Origin of the sequence: Cryobacterium adonitolivorans, assembly GCF_004402695.1 — a bacterium.
GTDB lineage: Bacteria > Actinomycetota > Actinomycetes > Actinomycetales > Microbacteriaceae > Cryobacterium > Cryobacterium adonitolivorans.
Genome location: NZ_SOFL01000002.1, coordinates 57,096 through 78,095, shown reverse-complemented (window position 1 = coordinate 78,095; position 21,000 = coordinate 57,096). Strand labels below are relative to the sequence as shown.

Genomic DNA, 21,000 nt, shown 5'->3' with positions numbered 1-21,000 from the left:
CACGACCTGAATGCTGCGGTCACCAGCAACCTCCGATGTGCGGGCCCACTGTCGATACTCCACCACGAGGAGTACCCACCCGAAGGCGCCTGCGCGGCAGGCAGCACTTCCCGGCGCTCACGCATGGGCACTAAGCCAGTCCATGGCCTCGCTGCGCGATGTAAAAAATCGAGTCGGACAAGGCGGGACGTGCACACCGAGGAAGAAGTTCGCCAGGACCCGGTCTACAGGCGATTCGCCTAACAGAGCAATGCGTGAGGCGCTGCAGGGAATGGACCACACAGCCCTGGCCTCACGGCTAACCGAACCGACTGCTGCCATATCGACGAGCAAGGCATGCTCTTCCTGCTGGCAGACCTCGTTGACTTTCGCCATCGCGGCCCGAGCGTCCTCGACCTGAATGTGGACCCCGGGCAGCCAGCGCAGATGGAGAAGCCCGCCATCACTCATTTCAATACTGTGCTTTGCCTCGTTTGCAGCGACTGGATCCACCACCACGTGTCCTCCCCCGAGCACGCCGCCGAACCATTCAGCCGCTCCTCAAAGGTACTCGGGTTCATCGATTTCTCAAACAGACAGCAAGCTGAAACCCGGGCCAGCAGGCAAAAACAATGCAATCTATTAGCGCGAGTATCCAAAAGCCGGGTCCAATACCGATCAGGTATGCGGGTTACTGATCTCACAGCGGCCCTCGCTTTTGTTTATCGCGGGTCAGTACCGCCTGGTGACACCGGTGAGCGGTTAGGGCACAAGGATCTGTTGGATGGCCGGGCCGACCATAGCGACGAGCTCGTCTGTTCCCGCCGCGACAAGGGTCGGCACCCCGATTATCTTCCGTCCTGTCACGATGCCGACAAGCATGGCTGACGCGAGGCCAGCGCGCAGCGCGGCGTCGGCATCAGCGCGTCCGCTGGTGCCCTCGAGCAGCCGCGCCTCGATGAAGCTGCGCAATTGTGCGCTCGCGCTTTCGTTGACGATGGCACCGCGCAGCATCGCCATCAGCGGTTCCGATTCCTCGGGTTCGCCTTCCCACGCCCCCAGGTAGGCGCGCACGACGCGCTCACCTAGATGCTCGTCAGGACCCTCGAACGCAGTGCTGAATCGATCAAGGGCGACCGGCGGGATTGCCATTACCGCGGCGAAGAGTTCGTCTTTCGAGCGATAGAACTGCATCACCTGGGACGCGTCGACCGAGGCGTCTGAGGCGATGAGTCGAATCGTGCTGGCGGCGAACCCGTCGCTGGCGAACCGGGCCCGGGCGGCCTCGAGGATCGCCGGGCGGGTATTCGAGGCGCCGGGGCGCCGCCCCCGACGGGGCGTCGAATCTAGAGCGTTGTGGTCTGTCATAGGTCGACCCTACCCGTCCGTCAATAGTTTCTCAACAAGCGTTGAGTTTCTGTTCGAATGAGCGTACGCTCGCACCGATCCGAGAAAAAGGTCCCTGGGTCACGAGACAAGAGGAGCTCGCCATGAGCGATGACCAAAAGATGTTCGTTCCGTCCCACCCGCTACCGCCGGCCCGAACCGGTCTGCTGACCGCTTTTGACCCCGGCACCCGCACGCTGGAGGCTGGCTTCCGGGTCGCGCCGCAGTTCCGCGAGTTGCCGGTGGACATCGTGTTCGAGAAAGACGTAGCCGTGACACTCCGCGACGGGGTCACGATCCATGTTGACGTGTTTCGCCCGGCCGGCACGGCGCAGGTGCCGGTCATTGTGGCGTGGAGCCCATACGGCAAGGGACAGGGAACCTCGGGCAGCGTGATGGGCGTCTTCGGCCTGGTTGGCCTGTCCAATGAAATCGTCTCGGGACTGGAAAAATTCGAGGCCCCCGACCCGGCGTACTGGTGCGCTCAGGGTTACGCGGTCTGCAACCCGGACATCCGCGGAGTGGTCGACTCCGAAGGCGACAGCGTGATCTGGGACCGCCAGGAAGGTCGCGATTGCTACGACTTGATCGAGTGGCTGGCCGAGCAGGAATGGTGCACCGGCAAGGTCGGAATGAGCGGCACCTCGTACCTCGCGGTGTCCCAATGGTTCACCGCAGCCGAGCAGCCGCCCCACCTCGTGGCCATCAACCCGTGGGAGGGCGTCAGCGACGTCTACCGTGACCTGGTGCTACGCGGCGGCATGCCCGACACTGGATTCGCGCAGCAGCTCCAAGACGGCAGCTTCTTCGGCAAGAACCGGAAAGAAGACCTCCTGGCCGAAGCTGAACGCTACCCCCTCATGACCGAACTGTGGGAGAACAAGATCCCCGACTTCGAGAAGATCACCGTGCCGGCGTACATCGTGGCCAGCTACTCGAACACCCTGCACACCGCCGGAACGTTCCGCGCCTGGCGGCGGATTGCCTCGGAGGAGAAGTGGCTGCGCATCCACAACGGCCAGGAATGGCCCGACTACTACGACGAAGCCAACGTGGAGGACCTGCGCCGCTTCTTCGACCACTACTTGAAAGGCGTCGACAACGGATGGGACACCACCCCGCGGGTGCGCTTCTCGGTCCTCGACCTCGAGGGCGGCGACCTGGTGGGCCTGGAGGCAGATGTCTTCCCGCCGGCCGACGTCACCTCGACGAAGTTCTACCTCGACGCCGGCACCCGCCGGTTGAGCACCGACGCGCCGGCCGCGGAGGCCAGTGCGGCCTACCTCGTTGACGCGAACCCGAACGCGGTGTCATTCCTCATCCGCTTCGATGAAGAAACGGTGTTGGCCGGCTATCCAAAGGCTCACCTCTGGGTGGAAGCGCGCGATGCCGACGACATGGACCTGTTCGTGCTCGTGCAGAAGCTCGACAAGTACGGGACGCCGCTGCAGGCGTTCACCGTGCCCAACCAGAGCGCGGTGGCGCACGACCTGACCGATCACGGCGCGACGATCCTGCGCTACAAGGGCTCCGACGGGCGGTTGCGGGTGTCCGCACGCCACCTGGACGAGACGCTGTCCACCGCCGACGTGCCCGCGCACAGCTTCGACCGCATCGAGAAGCTCGCGTCCGGCGAGATCGTGGAGATCGAAATCGACCTGCTCCCCGTCGGTCTCGCATTCCACCCCGGCGAGCAGCTGCGTTTCATCATCAGTTCCCACAACCTACTCGGAACGTTGATGCCGGCGATCCGGGAGTACACCGGCGCCAACACCGGTCAGCACGTCATCCACACCGGCGGCCAGCACCTCTCCTATCTTCAGCTCCCACTCACGACCAGCTGAGCGGGCCGCAGCTGCTGATGCTCCCGCGGCTTAGCGTCGTCGGGAGCATCAGTCGCAGCTAGACAATCGAACCGTATTGTGGTGGGCGGTACCTCGTTCGATTCGAGGAACGAGGGCGACATGTCTCAACGACAGAATGACGGCGCAACGGCGCAACGGGGCCGACTGTTCCGCCGAAGCGGTAGCGGCCAGCATCCGCCGCTATCCGCGACGACCCGACGCACCCGCTACGTCATCGACGGCCGGCTCTCCGTGGCGCCGGCAGATGCGACCATCTTAGACGCGCTCGCGTTCGCCCAGGCGGGACCGGACCGAATCGCGCTCTGCCTCTTCCCGGCCCCCACGCCGGAAGACGTCGACGAACTGGCCGAGGCCTGGGGTCTGCATCCGCTCCTGGTCGAGGACCTGCAGCACGCCGGCCAGCGGCCGAAGCTGGAGCGTTACGGCGACGTGCTCTATATGGTGGTGCGCTCGGCGAGGTACCTGGACGAGGCCGAAGACGTCGACTTTTCCGAGTTCCACGTTTTGGTTCGACCGCACGCGATTGCGGTGCTCTGCCAGGACGGGCGCTGGATCGATGGCTCCGATGAGGCGCACCTGCCCAACAACGCCACAGACGTGGCCGACCACACCCTACTCAATGATGAGGACCTGCTCAGGCTTGGTCCGGAAGCGGTGCTGTACCGGCTGCTCGATGCCATCGTCGACGGCTACACGCCGGTGCTGCGCGGACTCGCCATCGACAAGGAACAGATTGAACGCCAGGTGTTCAGCGGAGATGCCGCTGTCGCCGAGCGGATCTACCGATTGAGCCAGGAGGTCATCGACCTGCAGCACGCGACCTCATCGCTAACCGACGTGATCGAGTCGCTTCGGAAGGGGTTCGATCGCTACGGCATTCCCGAACCGCTTCAGACCTATTTGCAGGACGTTGCGGACCATCTTGCCCGCGCCGAGGCCCGGGACTTCGAGCTCAGGGACGCCCTGTCGCAAATCCTCAGCGTGAACGCGACGTTAGTGGCTCAACGGCAGAACGAAGATATGAAGAAGATCTCCGGCTGGGCCGCGATCCTTTTCGCCCCCACGCTGATCGCCGCTGTCTACGGCATGAACTTCGACGAGATGCCGGAGTTGCACTGGGCATTCGGCTACCCGCTCGCCGTCGGCGGAATGGTCACATTCGCCCTGACTCTCTATCTGACGTTCCGGCGTAAAAAGTGGATGTAGCGGATGCAGGTTACGGTTCAGCTCCCGGAAATTGGGTCACGTTATAGGCGTGCAGTGCGGGCGGGTTCGATCCGAGCGAGACCGTCGTAATTGCGGCATTGACGACACTGGGGAAAGCAGACCGATAGCGATCCAGAGGCATGTCCAGGACCCTGCACAGCACGAGGCGCATGAGGGTGGAGTGCATAACGACAAGAACCGGACCGGGTTCGTGGCGCGTGGCGATCTGCTCCAGGGCAGCCCAGGCGCGGGCCACGGCCTCGAGGCCGGATTCGCCGCCAGGAAGTGGGGAAAGGCCGGGATGCCGGTGGAACTCGGCCAGCTCCTCCGGGAACTGTTCGCGCATTTCGGCCGTGGTCAGTCCCTCGCCGCGACCGAAATCTACTTCGCGTAGGCGCGCGTCGATGTTCAGGTCGAGCCCGAGAACGGATGCCGCCGGAGTTGCCGTTATCCGTGCCCGCGATAAGTCCGAGGAGTACACGGCGACCGGCCGGGTGCCGGCCGCCCAGCGTCCCAGCGTCTCGGCCTGGGCCCGACCGAGTTCGGTGAGCCCAACATCCGACGAACCCGCATACCGGTTCTCGGCATGCCACACGGTTTCGCCGTGGCGAGCGAGGTGCACGATGGTCACGCAACGATCCGTTCGCTCGGGACCCAGCCACGGGTCACAAGCGTGTCCCGGAACGCGGCGTAGTGCTCGTCCAGCACCGCCCGGCGGGTCGGGTCCGGTTCGACGACCCGACCGACCAGAGACATCCGGCCCGCGGTCTCGGGCAGCGTGGCCACAGCTGCTGCATCAGCGGTCGACTTACGGTGTCCGGCCGCCCACGCGGCGAGAATCGCCATTCCGATCGACCCCTCAGCGGAGACCGGAACGGTGAGAGCCCGGCCCAGGAGGTCGGCCCGCAGCTGGGTCCACCAGGAGTTTCGAGTTCCGCCGCCGGAGGTACTGAAGCTGCCGGTCACAGTCGCGCCGGCATCCGACATGGTCTCAACCGCGAGCCGCTCAACACACGCGACGCCGAGGAAGATCGAGGCAAGGAGCGCATCACCGTCCAGATGACCGGACGCTTCGAGCAGCGAGTATTCGGCGTGGCCCGCACGCACGAATCCGTGTGCGTCAGGGCGCACGACCGGGAAGCGCTCGCCCGATCCGACCAACGGGTAACAAATCGGGATACGGTCCGGCCGCGCAGTGTAAGCGTCGGCGATTCGCGCGGTGCCGGCGGCCAGATCAACTCCCTCGAACATTGCCGTGATTGCTCCGGCGCCGACGCTGGAGGCGCCGCCGGGGAACCAGAGTCCGTCGTGTGGCGCACGGTGGGAGTAGACGGCACCGGAGTCGTCGATGACGATGCGGTCGCTGACTCCCTTGACCACCATGGTGGTGCCGATGACCGTGTGCCAGTCGCCGAGGGCGAGCGTGCCAGCGCTGAGCTGTGCGGCGCATCCGTCGGTCATGCCCGCGTAGACCGGAGTGCGTTCGGGCAGCCCGGTTCCAGTGGACCAGTCGGCGCAGGAGTGGCCGAGCACAGTGCCGGGCGCTACGACGTCCGGCAGATGACGCGCATCGATCCCGAGGGTGTCGAGCGCCCGGATGGGCCAGGTCGCCTCGATCAGGTCGTAGCCGGATTTCAGACTGTGGCTCCAGTCCGATGCCACGGGGCCACCGGTCAGCGCCGCCGCGACAACGTCCGCCTGGGTGGCCACACGGAGCCCGTCGGCCAGGTAGCCGTTGCGCGACAACCAGAGGATTTTCGGCAACGCCCAGGTCGGCTGGATGCGGTAGCCGAGCCGCTGCCAGCGTTCGGGGTCAGCGGCGGCGACCTCGTCGCTGAGGTTCCCCGCCCGCGAGTCGTCGTACATAAGACCGGTGGATACCGGCGAGCCCGTCACATCAACGGTCGCGATGGTTCCGGAGGTCGCGCACATGGCGACTCCCCGGATGCGGGCCCGGTCTGCAGGAGTGAGCGTCGTGAGCGCTGCCGCCATCGCCGTTCGGGTTTGACCCACCCAGGCGCGCGGGTCTTGCTCGTGGCGGGGGCCGTTGCGGGTGCTGGCCAGGGGTGCGGACGCTGCCGCGTGCACGAGCCCGACGTCGTCGACAACGCTCACCTTCACACTCTGAGTGCCGAGATCCACACCCAACCAGAGGGCTGAGCCGAGGATGCCACTGCCGGATGTCATCAGCGGGCCAGCGCCCAGAGCGACCGGGCGCTGGCAAGCTGCGCACAGTAGACGGCGTACGAGGCGTCGTATTGTGCGGCGCGCTCCGGGTGCGGTTCTATCTTTCGGCGCTGAGAGCGCCACACCGCCTCATCCACGGGCTTGCCCAGCCCGGCCCACGCGACCATGGCTGCCCCGCGGGCGCCGACGGCGGCGTCGACGGGACGGTACAGCGGCCGGCCGAGCACGTCGGCGAATATCTGCGCCCAAGCGTCGGACTGCAGTCCGCCGCCGCAGGCAGCGACGTCTCCATCAAGGTTCATTTCCTCGAAGCAGTGACGTGCGGCGAATGCCAAGCCCTCGCAGAGCCCGCGTACGAGGTCGGCGCGGGTGCTGCGCAACTGCAGACCCGAGAATTGGCCGCGTGCCAGGGGGTCGACGAAGGGTGCACGCTCGCCCGCGGGTGAGAGGAACGACAGCGCCCCGACGCCGTTCGCTCCCGGGGGGCTCTGTTCTAGCAAGGCGTTGAGGTCGGTAGGCTGCAGCTCGAACAGTGACAACAGCCAGTCGATGCTGGCCGTGCCCACCATGGACGGCATGACCCGCAGGAACAGCTCGGGGTCGGGAGTGCAGAGCCACATGCCCGCCGGGTCCGCGGCGGGGTCGATGGTGGTGTCGTTCGTGAGCACCTGGCAGCTCAACGTCGTTCCCACAACAAGGGTGCCCTCGCCGAGCCGGGTTGTGCCGGAACCGAACCCGCACGCTTGGAGGTCGTACGGGCCGCCCGTGACGGGGGTGCCGTCCGGCAAGCCTAGTAGGGCGCTCCCCCGGGCATCGAGCCGGAAGACGGTGCCCGATTCGGCGGGCTGCGGCAGCAAGTGGCCCCACTCAGCGATCCCGCACAGCTGCAGCGCCTCGCTGACATAGGTGCGGCTGCGCACATCCAGAAAAGGCAACGACGCATCGGAGGCGTCCACGGTGAGTTCACCGGTGAGATTGTGCAGGACGGCGTCGATGCAATAGCCGGCCACGGCCGCCTGCGCCAAGGAGTCCGGTTCGTTCTCGGCGAGCCAAGCGAGCAGGCCAGCGTGACACCCCGGGAAGAGGCCGGATCCGGTCAGTCCGTAAACCCGGTTGGATACGCTCTGCTCCCCTCCCGCGTTCCAGGCCTCCACGATTGCAGACGCCCTCGCATCCATCCAGGAGATCGCGGGGCGGACGGAGCGGCCGGCGGCGTCGCGCAGCCACAGGCCGTCGCCTTGTCCGGTGATCGCCACTGCCTCGACGAGTTCCGTTGTAGAGGCGGCAACTTCACGAACCACCGTGGCAACCGAGTTGATCACGTCGTCCAAGTCCTGCTCGACCTGCCCACCCTCACCGAAATTCAGGGTGGATCGCATGCTCGCCGTCGCACCGACGGTGCCGTCGTGGAAGATCACGGACGCCTTCGTCACAGAGGTGCCGATGTCGACGCCGATTATCATCGCACGCTCCCGGTGACCAGGCCTTCGAAGACAAGCGGGTTGGCGACGTGCTGCGGCCGTTCCCCGCGCAGGTAACGCGCGATGTCATCACCGACGATGTCCGCCGCGCGCTGCGCCGTCTGCCGGGTGGCGCCCGCCAGGTGCGGAGTCATGATCACGTTCGGAGCCGCGAACAAGGGCCAGTCTGCGGGCGGCGGTTCGATGTCGTAGACGTCCAGGGCCAGTGCGCCCAGCCGACCGCTCGTCAACAGCGCTGGGAGAGGAGTGTAGTCAAGAAGGCCACCACGGGCGGTGTTGACCAGCACTGCCCCATCGGGCAGGAGCGCCAGGTTCTCGGCGTTGAGCAGGTGGCGTGTCTCCGGGGTGAGCCTGGCGTGCAGGCTCACCACCGCGCTGCGTCGAAGCAGTGCAGGAAGGTCTACGACCTCAACGCCGTCAGCGGCGATGGCGGCCGGGTCGGCATAGGGGTCGTAGGTGATCACGTTCGCGCCGAAGGCAATCAGTATTCGGGCGACGATGCGGCCGATGGCGCCGTAGCCGACCAAGCCGACCGTGGAACCGTCGAGCTCGATACCCACGTTTTCGTAGGCGTAGTAGTCCCCCCGCCAGGATCCCGACTTCAGTTCGCTGTCCGTTGCGACGACCCGGCGCATCGCGGCGAGCATCAGGCCGACCGCGAACTCTGCCGCTGCCACGGCATTGCGGGCCGGGGCGAATGAGACGATGACGCCGGCCGCTGTCGCCGCCGCCAGGTCGACGTTCACCGGGCCCCCGCGACAGACACTGATCAGCTTCAGGACGGGGCACTGTCGGAACACCTCGGGGGTGAAGGCGGCCATCTGGGTGACGGCGATTTCAGCGCCGGCCAGGGCTGCAATGAGCTCAGGGATCGTTCCGCTGGCCTCATCAACGGTATCGACCGGGCCGAATGGCTCGTGCGGCCAGGGCAACGTGAGACCGGAGAAGGTCAGGTCCAGTTCCGGCACACGGGATCGGACGGCGTGGATGAAAAATTCCGGGGAGACGAAGTGGTCGCCCGCAGCGAGAATGTGTGTCATTCGGCTGCCTTTCTGCGATGGCGGGAGTAGGCAGCCAGAGCTCCATTACCCGATGGACACGAGACTAACACTCCGAATGTTATTTTGGACATCCCAAATGATAGAAAACCTCGTTCCGGCCTCCTCGGATCTCAACCTCGAATCGAAACGAGGTGCACTCGGGCATTTTTCTCCACCCTGTCCACCGTTTCGGTGTCCACATCGTCGGTCAAGATGACATCTGTGTAGTCGCTCACCGGAACATAGTGGTGCAGGGACGTCCTCCCTACCTTGGTGCCGTCCATCATCAGGACCCTGGTGTCACCAGAACGCAGCATCGCACGCTTCATCAGCACGATGTCCTGCTCCTGGTGATAGGTCATGTCCGCGCCCATAGCGGACGTCGACTGGAACACCACGTCGACGGCGTAGGAGTCGACCGACTCGTGACTCGGCATGGCAATGTACGAGTCGTGTGTCCTCGAGTAGTGGCCGCCCACGACGATGAGACGGATGTCGTCGTTCTCTCTCAGCACCTCGACGGCCTGGCGATAGTTGGTGATGACAGTGAGCGGACCTACATCGTTGAGCAGGCGAGCCAGCGCCAGAACGGTGGTGGAGTCGTCAAGCATCACCGACATCCCCGGCTCCACGAACCGCACGGCTCGCCGGGCAAGGGCTTCCTTCGCGGCGCCCCGAGTCTGCAACCGGAACTCCGAACTGCTTTCGAAAACGCTCGTCGGCAGCACTGAAACGCCACCGTGGAACCGCCGCAGGATGCCGCGGTGGGCCAGGTCCTCGATGTCGCGGTGGATAGTCATCACACTGACTCCGGTCAAGGCGGACAATTCCGCGGCGGTGGCCGATGACACCTCGGAAAGGTGATCCACTATCCGCCTTTGACGCAATGTGCGTGGGAGTCGGGGCGATGCGGGTTCTGACATTCTGGCTGCCCATTCGTTGAGTTTTCGGCATAGCCGGCGCGACGCGAATGGCCGCTTCACGGGGGTTTCTCACCTGATCGTAGCCGCACCCTTCGCTGACTTTGGTAACAAAGTAACATTCATGGTGGCCATATTAACTTCTATTGTGTTACTGTCTCGAAGCGGTTGCGGCGGCTGTACCCATTGCACGCACCAGCGCGAAGTCCTTGCTGTCGATGTCGACGGCATTCCCGAACAAGGAGATTCAATGAAGAATATCTACTCGAGGCTGGCTGTGGCCGGTCTTACCGTCGCCCTGGCTACGTCCACGCTGACGGCGTGCGTTGAGCAGGCCGGCACGGCCGCCCCCGACGGGGCTTACAAAATTGCGTTCCTGATGCCCGATCTTGCGTCAACGCGCTATGAGCAGCAGGACAAGCCACTCTTCGAGGCGAAGATCGCCGAGCTCTGCGCCGAGTGCGAAGTCATCTACTCGAACGCCGACGCCAGCGCGGACACCCAGCAGCAGCAGGCGAACTCCGCTATCGCACAGGGCGTCGACGCCATCGTGATCGACGCTGTGGACTCCACAGCTGCGGCCAGCATCGTCGTGGCTGCCAACGCCGCAAAGATTCCGATCATTGCCTACGACCGGCCGATCCCAACCCAACAAGCCGACTACTACGTCTCCTTCGACAATGAGGGAATTGGCGAGAAGATCGCGCAGTCCCTGGTGGAAAAGCTCGGCGTCCCGAACGGCGGAATCCTGATCATCAACGGCTCCCCCACCGATGCTGCGGCCGGTCTGATCAGGGACGGGATTCACACGTCGGTCGACGCGAGCGGCATCGAGGTTCTCGCCGAGTTCGACACTCCCGATTGGGACCCGGCGGCCGCTCAGGAATGGGCCAGCGGGCAGATCACCCAGTTCGGCGACAAGATCGTCGGTGTCGTGGCCGCGAACGATGGTACCGGAGGAGGGGCGATCGCGGCCTTCAAGGCTGCAGGCATCGCCGTCGTTCCGCCGGTGACCGGCAATGACGCCGAGGTCGCCGCCGCCCAGCGCATCATCGCGGGTACGCAGTACAACACCATCTCCAAGCCGATCAGCATCGTCGCCGAAGCGGCGGCCGAGGTCGCGTATTCTTTCGCCCAGGGTGAAGTGGTCGACGGCGACACAACGCTCTACGACACCCCGTCGCAGCTCTTCACCCCGGAGGTGGTCACCCTCGACAACATCCAGGAGATCCTCTTCGACAGCAAGATCATGACGGCGGCGGATGTCTGCACGGCCGACTACGCCGCAGCCTGCGCCACAGCCGGCATCAAGTAGCCCGCCCGGCACACCGAAGGGTTCGGCTGTCGCAGCACAGCGACAGCCGAACCGTTCGGATCCAGTCCACTCAACGATGAGCCCGATCGAGGAACCCATGTCAACATCGACCACTGATCGCCCCCCTACAGCCACCAGCATCCTCTCGCTGAGAAACGTCAACAAGAATTTCGGCGCCGTAGCGGCACTAACTGACATCAGTCTGGACGTCGCGGCCGGCGAGGTCGTTGCCATCGTCGGCGATAACGGCGCCGGCAAGTCCACCCTGGTCAAGGTGCTCTCAGGAGTGCATCGGCCAGACTCCGGCGACATACGCTTCGAGTCCAGGCCCGTCACCATCCCCAACCCCACCGCGGCACTCGACATGGGCATAGCGACGGTGTTCCAGGACCTCGCCCTCTGCGACAACCTCAACGTCATCGAAAACCTCTTTCTCGGCCGTGAGCTCCGCCGCGGGCGCCTCGACGAGATCGCGATGGAAACCCGGTCGTGGGAACTACTGCGCCAACTCTCCGCAAAGATCCCCTCGGTACGCATCCCGATTGCCTCGCTCTCGGGCGGACAACGCCAGACCGTGGCGATCGCCCGCTCGCTTCTGGGAGACCCGAAGGTCATCATCCTCGACGAACCGACGGCCGCCCTCGGCGTGGCACAGACCGCCGAGGTGCTCAATCTGGTCGAGCGACTGCGTGACCGCGGGCTCGGCGTGATCATGATCAGCCACAACATGGCCGACGTGCAGGCCGTGGCCGACCGCGTCATCGTGCTTCGTCTCGGCCGCAACAACGGCGAATTCACCGTCGGCGAGGTGACCCCAGAAGAAATCATCGCGGCCATCACCGGCGCAACCGAAAATGCCGTCACCCTCCGAACCGCAAAAATCGATCTTCGCGGGGTCAAGACCGCGCAGAGCACCGTTGACAAGGAAGTCACCCGCTGATGAATACCACCAAGGTCCTCACTCCTCCGCTTCCCCTCGACCAGCAGGACGAACGACTACAAGACCGAAACGGTGTCCGCGGCGCCCTTCGCGCCTTCCTAGACAGGGTTCGCGGCGGAGATCTCGGCGTCCTGCCGGTCGTCGCCGGGCTGGTGGTCATCTGGACCGTTCTCCAAATCCTCAACCGGGGATTCCTGTCCAGCGCGAACCTCGTCAATCTCTTGATGGAGTCCGCCGCGGTCGGCGTCATCGCCCTGGGTATCGTGTGCGTTCTCCTGGTTGCTCAGATCGACCTGTCGGTCGGCTCTGTGAGTGGGCTGTCCTCGGCCATCCTGGGCGTCTTGTTTGTCTCCCAGGGCTGGAACGTGTGGGCCGCCGTCGCCGTCGCCGTGCTGACCGGCATGGCGATCGGGTGGGTCTACGGCCAGATTTTCAACCGGTTCGGGGTACCGAGCTTCGTCGTCACCCTTGCCGGGCTGTTGAGTTTTCTCGGACTGCAGCTGTTCGTCCTCAAGGGCAAGGGCACGATCAACTTGCCGTTCGACTCCCCCCTGGTCTACTTCGCGCAGCTCGCTTTCGTTCCCGCCGCCGTGTCCTACCTCCTCGTCGTTTTCACAGCGGCCAGCGTGTTCGTGCACGGATTCCTGAAGGCTCGGGCCCGCCGGGCGGCGGGCCTCTCGGCCCAACCGATCCAGATGACCGCTCTCAAGAGCGGAGCCCTCCTCGTTGCCCTCGGGTTCGTGACCTGGTACCTGAACCAGGCGCGCGGCATCGGCTGGATGTTTGTGCTCTTCGTTGCGCTCGTCCTGGTGCTGCACTATNTGCTCTCCCGCACCAGCTGGGGTCGTTCCGTGTACGCGGTCGGCGGCAACGTCGAGGCAGCGCGCCGCGCCGGAATCAACGTGCGTTGGGTCTACACATCCGTCTTCATGGTCTGCAGCACGCTCGCGGCGGTTGGCGGCATCCTCGCGGCATCCCGACTAGCGGCGGCGAGCCAGAGCAGCGGCGCAGGCGACGTGAACTTGAACGCCATCGCCGCGGCGGTCATCGGTGGTACCAGCCTCTTCGGCGGACGGGGAACGGCCTTCGCAGCGCTTCTGGGAATCATCGTCATTCAATCCATTTCCAGTGGACTTACCCTGCTCAACCTCGACTCATCCTTCAGATTCATCGTCACCGGCATTGTGCTGCTGCTCGCGGTCACCCTTGACTCGGTCACGCGTCGCTCGCGAACCTCCCATGGGCGCGCTTAGGCCCGGCGGCGGCCCTGATGTCAGAAGCCTGAAATGAGGAGAACCTCCGGGACTTTACGAAGGCCGTTGGTGCCCACGTCCCGGAGGTTCGTCGTTCTTCCCAATCCACCGAAACCAAGCATTTCTCAACGCCAGTTGAGTTGCAGCTCGCGTCGGCGTAGGCTCTGAGCGAGTGCTTGAGGCCAACGATGAGCTCACGCCAGGAGGAGCCCGTCATGACCAGTAGCCGCAGAATCTCCCCCGCGTGAACATCATCAGCCTGAAGTATTTCGTCGCCGTGGCGGAGTTCGGGCAACACGTGTCGTTTCTCGAGGTCGCCACTTCGGGCATTCCTATCAGGCGGGGTAGACCAGCCTCCCCGTAACGCCGCTCGCGGCTCTCTGATGGCACGGGATGCGCGGTAGCCGACGGCTTACGAGTGGAGCGAGAGACACTTAGCGCTGCAAACCGGCCGCCGTTTAGCGCCGCGATCCACATGCGCGGGTCCAGCCGGTGCTGACGATGGCACTGAGATCATGGGTGCCGTTCTGATCGAACGTCCGGCCATAGACTGCGCGCATGATCAAAACCGCACTCCATCGGCGCCTTCCTTTAGTGGCCGTCGGAATCGCCGTGTTGCTGTGGTCGACAAGCTTCGGAATCAGCAGCGAGGTATTGAAAACGGCGTCACCAGCCGCTCTTTCGGTCGGGCGGTTCGCGATCGGCCTGATCGTCCTCGTGCCCCTCGCCGCACGTCGGCCACTGTTCGCGCGTACCGTCCGAGATCCGCGCACGATTCTGCTCGGGTTCCTCGGGGTTGCGATTTATTACTCGTTGACCAACGTCGGTCTTGAGTTCACTACTCCCGGCACGGCCGCTCTCAGCAACGCGGCGCTCCCCGCGCTAACCGCCCTGCTCGGTCTGCTCATCCTGAAGGAACACCTGGCTCCCCGCACGATCGTCGGACTGGTGCTCGCGACCGCCGGCGTCGTCATCGTGGCGGGTGCTGGCCTCACTTTGGACATCGGCGTGATGCTCTGCCTCATCGGCTTGGCCAGCTACGCGCTTTATACAGTGCTGCTCCGCAAGGGTGTACACGCCGGGCCCCGACAACGGGCGGCCGTCGGTAGACAGATGGCCGGGGTCGTTGATCCGCTCGTGCTGGCGACGGCAACCGCCGTGTGGGGTACGGCGATCATGCTCCCCTGGCTCGTCGTGGAGATGGCGGTCGGCGCGGCCTCCCTCCCGAGCGGATGGGGAGGGCTCGGGGGTCTGCTGATCCTCGGTGTCGTAATAACAGCGCCGACGCTCGTGCTATTCAACTACGGCGCCGAACGCCTTCCCGCCGCTGCCACCGGCGTGCTCACGGCAGCGATTCCGGCATTCGGCTACCTCTTCGCCCTTTTACTTGGCGAACCGTTCGACGCGATCACCGCACTCGGCGGCGCAGTCGCGCTCGTCGGCGTCGCCATCGCGTCGGTCACAGCTCCCTCGACCGACTCGAGTCCAGCCGGTTCGGGCTTACCCCCACACGAGGACGTGGCCGCCAGCCCTTTTGAACGCGACTGATCAGAGAGCACGGCGCTCGACAGGAGCGCAGTGCGACACCGAGCAGAGTGAACGCAGAAATGTCTATCCGCAAGTTCTCTTATAGCATCGACCCCAGACAAGACACCTGTGATTGCCTGTCTGCACACGCTGCAGCACCTCTCCCTCCTCGCCGCACTGCACGGCATGCATTAGGTCAGTCTCGGGCCGCTCCCCGGCTGGAACACCACCACGTCCACCGGCCACGACGACAACCGTCTTGGCTTCTCCCTCGGAGCCGGCGCACAGTCGTGGAATGACCGCGGACCCGACGCGGTCCTGACCAGCGCACCGCGCGTCATCTCGCGCCGCATCGCGAAGCTCGGGCACGTCGCCATCTAAGCTGGACTGTTGCCCACGGAAGGAACCTCAATGAGCATGGAAGGCGCGGCCTGGAGCTCGCTGTACAAGATCTCTACCGCCAGGGACGGCAAGCACGGCTTCTCCCGTGAGTCCGTTCGGCGGATCATGACGTTCGCGGTGCCCTACCGGTCCAAGCTGCTGGTCTTCATCACCCTCTCCACCGTGGGAGCTTTCCTCGCGGTCGCGACGCCGGTACTCGCCGGCCAGGTGGTCGACGTCATCGTCGCCCAGGGTGAGGTCACCACAATCGTTTGGCTCGCCGTCGTCATCGCCCTCGTGGCCGTGGCCGACGCCGCCGTGTCACTCGTGACGCGCTGGTACTCGGCGCGGATCGGCGAAGGCGTGATCCTGGACCTCCGCACCGCCGTCTTCAACCACGTGCAGAAGATGCCGATCGCGTTCTTCACCCGCACGCGGACGGGCGCCCTCGTGAGCCGCCTCAATAACGATGTGATCGGCGCTCAGCAGGCCTTCAGTGGCACGCTGTCCGGCGTGGTCACGAACCTCGTGGCGCTGATCCTCACCCTGATCGTCATGCTCAGCACGTCCTGGCTCGTGACGGTTCTCGCCGTGATCATGCTCCCCATCTTCCTGGTACCCGCGCGCCGCATGGGCAGCCGCCTCGCCGCGCTGCGCCGCGAGGCCGCCGATCACAATTCCGCCATGAGCACGCAGATGACCGAGCGCTTCTCGGCGCCCGGCGCCACCCTCGTCAAGCTGTTCGGCCGGCCCGACGAGGAGGCCGAGGAGTTCCGCGTCCGCGCCGCCCGTGTCCGCGACATCGGGGTCCGGACCGCGATGCTGCAGTTCGTCTTCTTCACCGCACTGATGCTCGTCTCCGCTCTCGCCCTCGCGCTCGTGTACGGGCTCGGCGGCTCCCTCGCACTCGCCGGCCAGTTGAATACCGGTGACGTGGTCACCCTGGCGCTCCTCCTCACCCGCCTCTACGCGCCGCTGACCAGCCTCGCAAACGCACGGGTGGAGATCATGAGCGCGCTGGTCAGCTTCGAGCGCGTCTTCGAGGTGCTGGACCTCGATCCGCTCATCAAGGAGAAGCCCGACGCCGTCGCCGTCCCCGAAGGCCCAGTGGCCGTCGAGTTCGACAACGTCCGCTTCGCCTACCCGTCAGCGGACAAAGTGTCCCTCGCCTCTCTCGAGGAGGTTGCCACGCTGGACACCCGCGGCGGCGAGGAGGTGCTGCACGGCGTGTCCTTCAGGATCGAGCCGGGGCAGACCGTTGCCCTCGTTGGTACATCCGGCGCCGGTAAGTCCACAATTGCGCAGCTCCTCTCGCGCCTGTATGACGTCGACAGCGGCGCCGTGCGCCTCGCGGGGACGGATGTCCGCGATGTCACTTTCGCCTCCATGCGGCACACCCTGGGCATGGTGACGCAGGACGGCCACCTGTTCCACGAGACCATCCTCTCCAATCTGCGCCTCGCGAGGCCGGAGGCGTCCGACGACGAGGTGTGGGACGCCGTCCGCCGCGCGCGGCTCGAGCCGCTCATCCGGTCCCTGCCGGACCAGCTGGACACCATGGTGGGAGAGCGTGGCTACCGACTGTCCGGGGGCGAGCGCCAGCGGATGACCATCGCGAGGCTCCTACTCGCCCAGCCGCGCGTCGTCATCCTCGACGAGGCGACGGCGGCGCTGGACTCGACGTCAGAGGCCGCCGTACAGGCGGCGCTCAGCGAGGCGCTCGAGGGACGCACGGCGATGGTGATCGCACACCGCCTCTCCACCATCCGCAGCGCGGACCTGATCCTCGTGGTTGAGGACGGCTCGATCGTGGAGCGCGGTACGCACGAGGAACTGCTGGCTGTGGGTGGTCGGTACGAGGAATTGCACCGGACCCAGTTCGCCGTGCAGAAGAATGGTGCGGCGGATGAGGAAGCGCTGAGCCGGACTTAGTCGCTGAGTTCGGTGCCCCCGCCGGGGATCGAACCCAGATCTGCCCGTAGGTGGGTTGGTCTTACACGGTCGCGCCGTTGGATGTACTCAACAGTTCTGTACACCGGTGGCACTCTGGTGATGCCGATGACTGTGCTGGTCGAGTCCTATTGGCGGGAAATCAGCCAAGGCTTAGCCTCCTACGACATTCCAGTGCATCGCTTCGTGCTCCACGCCGATCAAGCCACCCTCCGGGGACGAATTCAGGACGACTCCGTGATGCCTCCTCGTTTCGTTTCAGGTACCTCTCCCCCTACGCCGAGGCCTTCCATTCCTGGTTTGGCAAAGAAGCGCACGTTATCGACACCGTTGAGCTCACGCCTGCTCAGTCCGCGTCGGAAGTCGCCAGGATGGTCAACATCTCGTAGCTCCAGGACGACCACTCGAATATTTCGCTATGGCGGTGATGCCCCTCTGGCAACCTATATTCCGGCGATGGCGCGCGGCGTATCCGGGCTGGGGCTGAACGTTGCGAGGCTAGGCTGCCGCTAACTAGCGTTGTTTTCGCGGTCGGGGCCGCGCAGCGCCCAAATGTCCTCCTCTCGGACTCCGTCACCTCGGTCTGCCCGGTCTTGTTGCGGGCCTTGAACGCGGTCACCCAGCGGCCCAGCGTGGCCTCGTTGATCCCGAGTTCGCGGGCGACGGTCGCGACCGCTCTGCCGGTGGTCAAAACCAGCCTCACGGCCTCGTCTTTGTACTCAGGGGTGAAGTCCCGACGTGATCTTGCCATAGTGAACATTCTCTCTTGTGAGGTGTCCACTCGTCGGGGTCAGGGCCACACTCTCGGTGAAGACGAACGGGAACTCATCATCGAGCGCGTCCCCGCGGGGATCGCTGCAGCCCGTCAATCTGAGCATCACGGTGGATCAAATCCCGCCCAGCTCGAACTAACCCCGCGCCACCCAACTGTGCACTTGAGCACTATCGGTTCTCAGGGTTGAGTTATGCAAGCACCCACGAGCGGATGAGCAGCACCGTGATCGGCGCTGAGGGCGGGTCCCGGGTCACCCCTGCAGGGTGATGGCGTGGGCCCTCACCGGGGTTAACGTGAGCGCGACGACCTTCGAGGAAGAGGCACAACCATGGCTCCTGACCGCCACTCCCGCGCGATGCTTCCCATCCCGGACCGGCCCACGCCGGGGCTGACCACCTACGACGCTAAGGATCCGAATACCTCGTATCCGCCGATCGAGCCGCTGCTGCCGCCAGAGGGCGCGCCGAACGTGCTTGTCATTCTGCTCGACGACGCCGGTTTCGGGGCAGCGAGCGCGTTCGGCGGCCCCTGCGCCACACCAAACCTTGAAAAGCTCGCCGCAGGCGGCCTGAAGTACAACCGTTTTCACACGACGGCGCTGTGCGCGCCCACCCGGGCCGCGCTACTCAGCGGCCGCAATCACCACTCCGTGGGAATGGGAAGCATTACCGAGACGGCGACCTCAGCACCGGGCAACAGCTCGCTGCGCCCGAACACCAAAGCGCCCCTCGCAATGACCCTCAAGCTCAACGGCTACTCTACGGCGCAGTTCGGCAAGTGCCATGAGGTTCCGGTGTGGCAGTCTTCTCCGATGGGTCCCTTCGACGCATGGCCGTCGGTTGGCGGCGGCTTCGAGACCTTCTATGGCTTCATCGGCGGTGAGAACAATCAGTGGGATCCGTCTTTGTATGAAGGGACGACACCCGTCGAACCGCCTGCGACCGCGGACGAGGGCTATCATCTGACCGAGGACTTGGCTGACCGCGCGATCGGCTGGGTCCGCACTCAGAAGGCGCTGATGCCGGAGAAGCCTTTTTTCGTCTATTTCGCCCCAGGCGCGACACATGCCCCGCATCACGTTCCGAAGGAGTGGGCCGACAAGTATCAGGGAAAGTTCGCCGACGGGTGGGATGCCCAACGAGAGAAGACCTTCGCTAGGCAGAAGAAACTCGGAGTGATCCCGGCTGACACTTTGCTGACCCCCCGGCACGCCGAGATTCCTGCGTGGGACGAGATGCCGGCGACGTTAAAACCAGTGCTCGAGCGGGAGATGGAGGTCTACGCGGGATTCATGGAGCACACCGACCACCACGTCGGCCGGATTATCGACGCAATCGATGACCTCGGGATCCTCGAGAACACACTTATCTACTACATCGTCGGCGATAACGGCGCGTCCGGCGAGGGCACGCTGAACGGTGCGTTCAACGAATTGGCGAACTTCAACGGCATGGCGGCGCTCGAGACGCCCGAGTTCATGGCGTCGAAGATGGACGAGCTCGGCTCGCCGAGCTCGTACAATCACTACGCCGTGGGCTGGGCCTGGGCGATGGACGCCCCGCTCCAGTGGACCAAGCAGGTCGCTTCGCATTGGGGCGGCACGCGCAACGGCACCGTCGTGCACTGGCCGAAGGGAATCGCGGAACGCGGCGGGATACGCAGCCAGTTCTCCCATGTCATCGATATCGCTCCCACGATCCTGGAAGCGGCTGGCCTGCCGGAGCCCACGATGGTCAACGGCGTCCAACAGGCCCCAATCGAGGGCACGAGCATGCTCTACTCGTTCGATCAACCCGATACCCCCGAACGACACGATCTGCAGTACTTCGAAATGTTCGGCAACCGCGGCATTTATCACAAAGGTTGGAGTGCGGTTACCAAACACCGCACACCGTGGGTCATGGTGGGCGGGCTCCTACCAGCGTTTGATGACGACGTATGGGAACTCTACGACGGCAGCACCGACTTCAGTCAGGCACGAGATCTCTCCGCCGAGCATCCAGACAAGCTGCACGAATTGCAGCGGCTCTGGTTGATCGAAGCCGTGAAGTACAACGTTCTGCCAATCGACGACCGGGGCGCTGAGCGATTGAATCCGGACGTCGCCGGGCGCCCGAGCTTAATACGCGGAAACAGCCAGCTGCTGTTTCCCGGCATGGGGCGGCTTTCGGAAAACAGCGTCGTCAACATCAAGAACAAGTCCTTCTCGATCACCACTGAAATCGAGGTCCCGGAGACCGGTGTCGAGGGCGTAATCATCGCCCAGGGCGGTCGCTTCGGAGGGTGGAGCCTTTTTGCCTCCGGCGGCAAGGCCAAGTTCGTCTACAACGTGCTGGGCATCCAGTCGTTCCCAACGGAAGCCGAGCAACCAATCCCGGCGGGGAAGCATCAAGTGCGGATGGAGTTCGCATACGACGGTGGCGGCCTTGCAAAGGGCGGCAACGTCACTCTCTACTATGACGGAGAAGCAGTCGGAACTGGACGTGTCGGTGCCACCCAGGCGATGATCTTCTCCGCCGACGAGACGACCGACGTCGGCTACGAAGCCGGCACGGCGGTCAGTACCGACTACACCACGAAGACCAGCCGGTTCACGGGCAAAATCAACTGGGTGCAGATCGACCTCGGCGACGACGATCACGACCACTTCATCGACCCCGACGAACGGCTCCGCATCGCCATGGCCAGGCAATAGCTGCTCCGCTCACAACTAGCCCACGACGGACCAGGTCGGCCTGACGATCTGGTGGTTCGCAAGCAGTGAGGGAAGCGCTGTGAGATTGAACTTGAGGCGG

16 protein-coding genes are annotated in these 21,000 nt (G+C 64.6%); 8 read left to right on the top strand and 8 right to left on the bottom strand.

The window, feature by feature from the left end:
• Nucleotides 1-117: 117 nt before the first annotated feature.
• Together E3O42_RS00625 and E3O42_RS00620 are read right to left on the bottom strand one after the other, a co-directional pair.
• Nucleotides 118-498, bottom strand: coding sequence for a DUF7793 family protein (locus E3O42_RS00625; RefSeq protein ID WP_420897834.1), 381 nt, complete (start codon nucleotides 496-498; stop codon nucleotides 118-120).
• 243 nt (nucleotides 499-741) lie between these two features.
• A complete protein-coding gene (locus E3O42_RS00620; RefSeq protein WP_134452010.1) occupies nucleotides 742-1,347 on the bottom strand; it encodes a TetR/AcrR family transcriptional regulator in 606 nt (201 codons plus the stop codon).
• A 122-nt stretch (nucleotides 1,348-1,469) separates the two neighbouring features.
• Here E3O42_RS00620 and E3O42_RS00615 point away from each other — a divergent pair, with 122 nt between their 5' ends.
• Nucleotides 1,470-3,209 (top strand): CocE/NonD family hydrolase, encoded by a 1,740-nt coding sequence (locus E3O42_RS00615; RefSeq protein WP_134452009.1) that lies wholly within the window; start codon nucleotides 1,470-1,472, stop codon nucleotides 3,207-3,209.
• 120 nt (nucleotides 3,210-3,329) lie between these two features.
• Entirely contained in the window at nucleotides 3,330-4,436 is a 1,107-nt protein-coding gene (locus E3O42_RS00610; RefSeq protein ID WP_134452008.1) for a magnesium and cobalt transport protein CorA, read from the top strand.
• Nucleotides 4,437-4,446: 10 nt separating this feature from the next.
• Here the strand turns inward: E3O42_RS00610 and E3O42_RS00605 are convergent, their stop codons facing one another.
• The 5 genes from E3O42_RS00605 to E3O42_RS00585 all read right to left on the bottom strand — a co-directional run bounded on the left by E3O42_RS00605 (nucleotide 4,447) and on the right by E3O42_RS00585 (nucleotide 10,067).
• A complete protein-coding gene (locus E3O42_RS00605; RefSeq protein WP_134452007.1) occupies nucleotides 4,447-5,067 on the bottom strand; it encodes a histidine phosphatase family protein in 621 nt (206 codons plus the stop codon).
• Nucleotides 5,064-6,623, bottom strand: a complete 1,560-nt coding sequence (locus E3O42_RS00600) for an FGGY-family carbohydrate kinase (RefSeq protein ID WP_134452006.1) — start codon at nucleotides 6,621-6,623, stop codon at nucleotides 5,064-5,066. The genes E3O42_RS00605 and E3O42_RS00600 overlap by 4 nt, the downstream gene beginning before the upstream one ends.
• Nucleotides 6,623-8,086 (bottom strand): FGGY-family carbohydrate kinase, encoded by a 1,464-nt coding sequence (locus E3O42_RS00595; protein WP_134452005.1) that lies wholly within the window; start codon nucleotides 8,084-8,086, stop codon nucleotides 6,623-6,625. The genes E3O42_RS00600 and E3O42_RS00595 overlap by 1 nt, the downstream gene beginning before the upstream one ends.
• Nucleotides 8,083-9,144, bottom strand: coding sequence for a 2-hydroxyacid dehydrogenase (locus tag E3O42_RS00590; RefSeq protein ID WP_134452004.1), 1,062 nt, complete (start codon nucleotides 9,142-9,144; stop codon nucleotides 8,083-8,085). Before E3O42_RS00590 ends, E3O42_RS00595 begins: the two co-directional genes overlap by 4 nt.
• A gap of 131 nt (nucleotides 9,145-9,275) precedes the next feature.
• A complete protein-coding gene (locus E3O42_RS00585; protein ID WP_134452171.1) occupies nucleotides 9,276-10,067 on the bottom strand; it encodes a DeoR/GlpR family DNA-binding transcription regulator in 792 nt (263 codons plus the stop codon).
• Between the two features lie 247 nt (nucleotides 10,068-10,314).
• Between E3O42_RS00585 and E3O42_RS00580 the strand changes: the two genes are divergently transcribed.
• The 5 genes from E3O42_RS00580 to E3O42_RS00555 all read left to right on the top strand — a co-directional run bounded on the left by E3O42_RS00580 (nucleotide 10,315) and on the right by E3O42_RS00555 (nucleotide 17,412).
• Nucleotides 10,315-11,379, top strand: coding sequence for a substrate-binding domain-containing protein (locus E3O42_RS00580; protein WP_134452003.1), 1,065 nt, complete (start codon nucleotides 10,315-10,317; stop codon nucleotides 11,377-11,379).
• A gap of 97 nt (nucleotides 11,380-11,476) precedes the next feature.
• Nucleotides 11,477-12,319: an ATP-binding cassette domain-containing protein gene (locus tag E3O42_RS00575; protein ID WP_134452002.1), complete on the top strand. Its 843-nt coding sequence runs from the start codon at nucleotides 11,477-11,479 to the stop codon at nucleotides 12,317-12,319.
• On the top strand, nucleotides 12,319-13,572 hold the full coding sequence (locus tag E3O42_RS00570) for a sugar ABC transporter permease (RefSeq protein ID WP_134452001.1): 1,254 nt from the start codon (nucleotides 12,319-12,321) through the stop codon (nucleotides 13,570-13,572). The genes E3O42_RS00575 and E3O42_RS00570 overlap by 1 nt, the downstream gene beginning before the upstream one ends.
• Before the next feature lie 558 nt (nucleotides 13,573-14,130).
• Nucleotides 14,131-15,120: a DMT family transporter gene (locus tag E3O42_RS00565; RefSeq protein ID WP_134452000.1), complete on the top strand. Its 990-nt coding sequence runs from the start codon at nucleotides 14,131-14,133 to the stop codon at nucleotides 15,118-15,120.
• Nucleotides 15,121-15,510: 390 nt separating this feature from the next.
• Nucleotides 15,511-17,412: an ABC transporter ATP-binding protein gene (locus tag E3O42_RS00555; RefSeq protein ID WP_134451999.1), complete on the top strand. Its 1,902-nt coding sequence runs from the start codon at nucleotides 15,511-15,513 to the stop codon at nucleotides 17,410-17,412.
• A 364-nt stretch (nucleotides 17,413-17,776) separates the two neighbouring features.
• On the opposite strand, the gene E3O42_RS00550 is transcribed toward E3O42_RS00555, so the two are convergent.
• Nucleotides 17,777-18,181, bottom strand: coding sequence for a transposase (locus E3O42_RS00550; protein WP_166787847.1), 405 nt, complete (start codon nucleotides 18,179-18,181; stop codon nucleotides 17,777-17,779).
• A 352-nt stretch (nucleotides 18,182-18,533) separates the two neighbouring features.
• Here E3O42_RS00550 and E3O42_RS00545 point away from each other — a divergent pair, with 352 nt between their 5' ends.
• Nucleotides 18,534-20,900 (top strand): arylsulfatase, encoded by a 2,367-nt coding sequence (locus E3O42_RS00545; protein WP_134451997.1) that lies wholly within the window; start codon nucleotides 18,534-18,536, stop codon nucleotides 20,898-20,900.
• Nucleotides 20,901-21,000 lie beyond the last annotated feature (100 nt).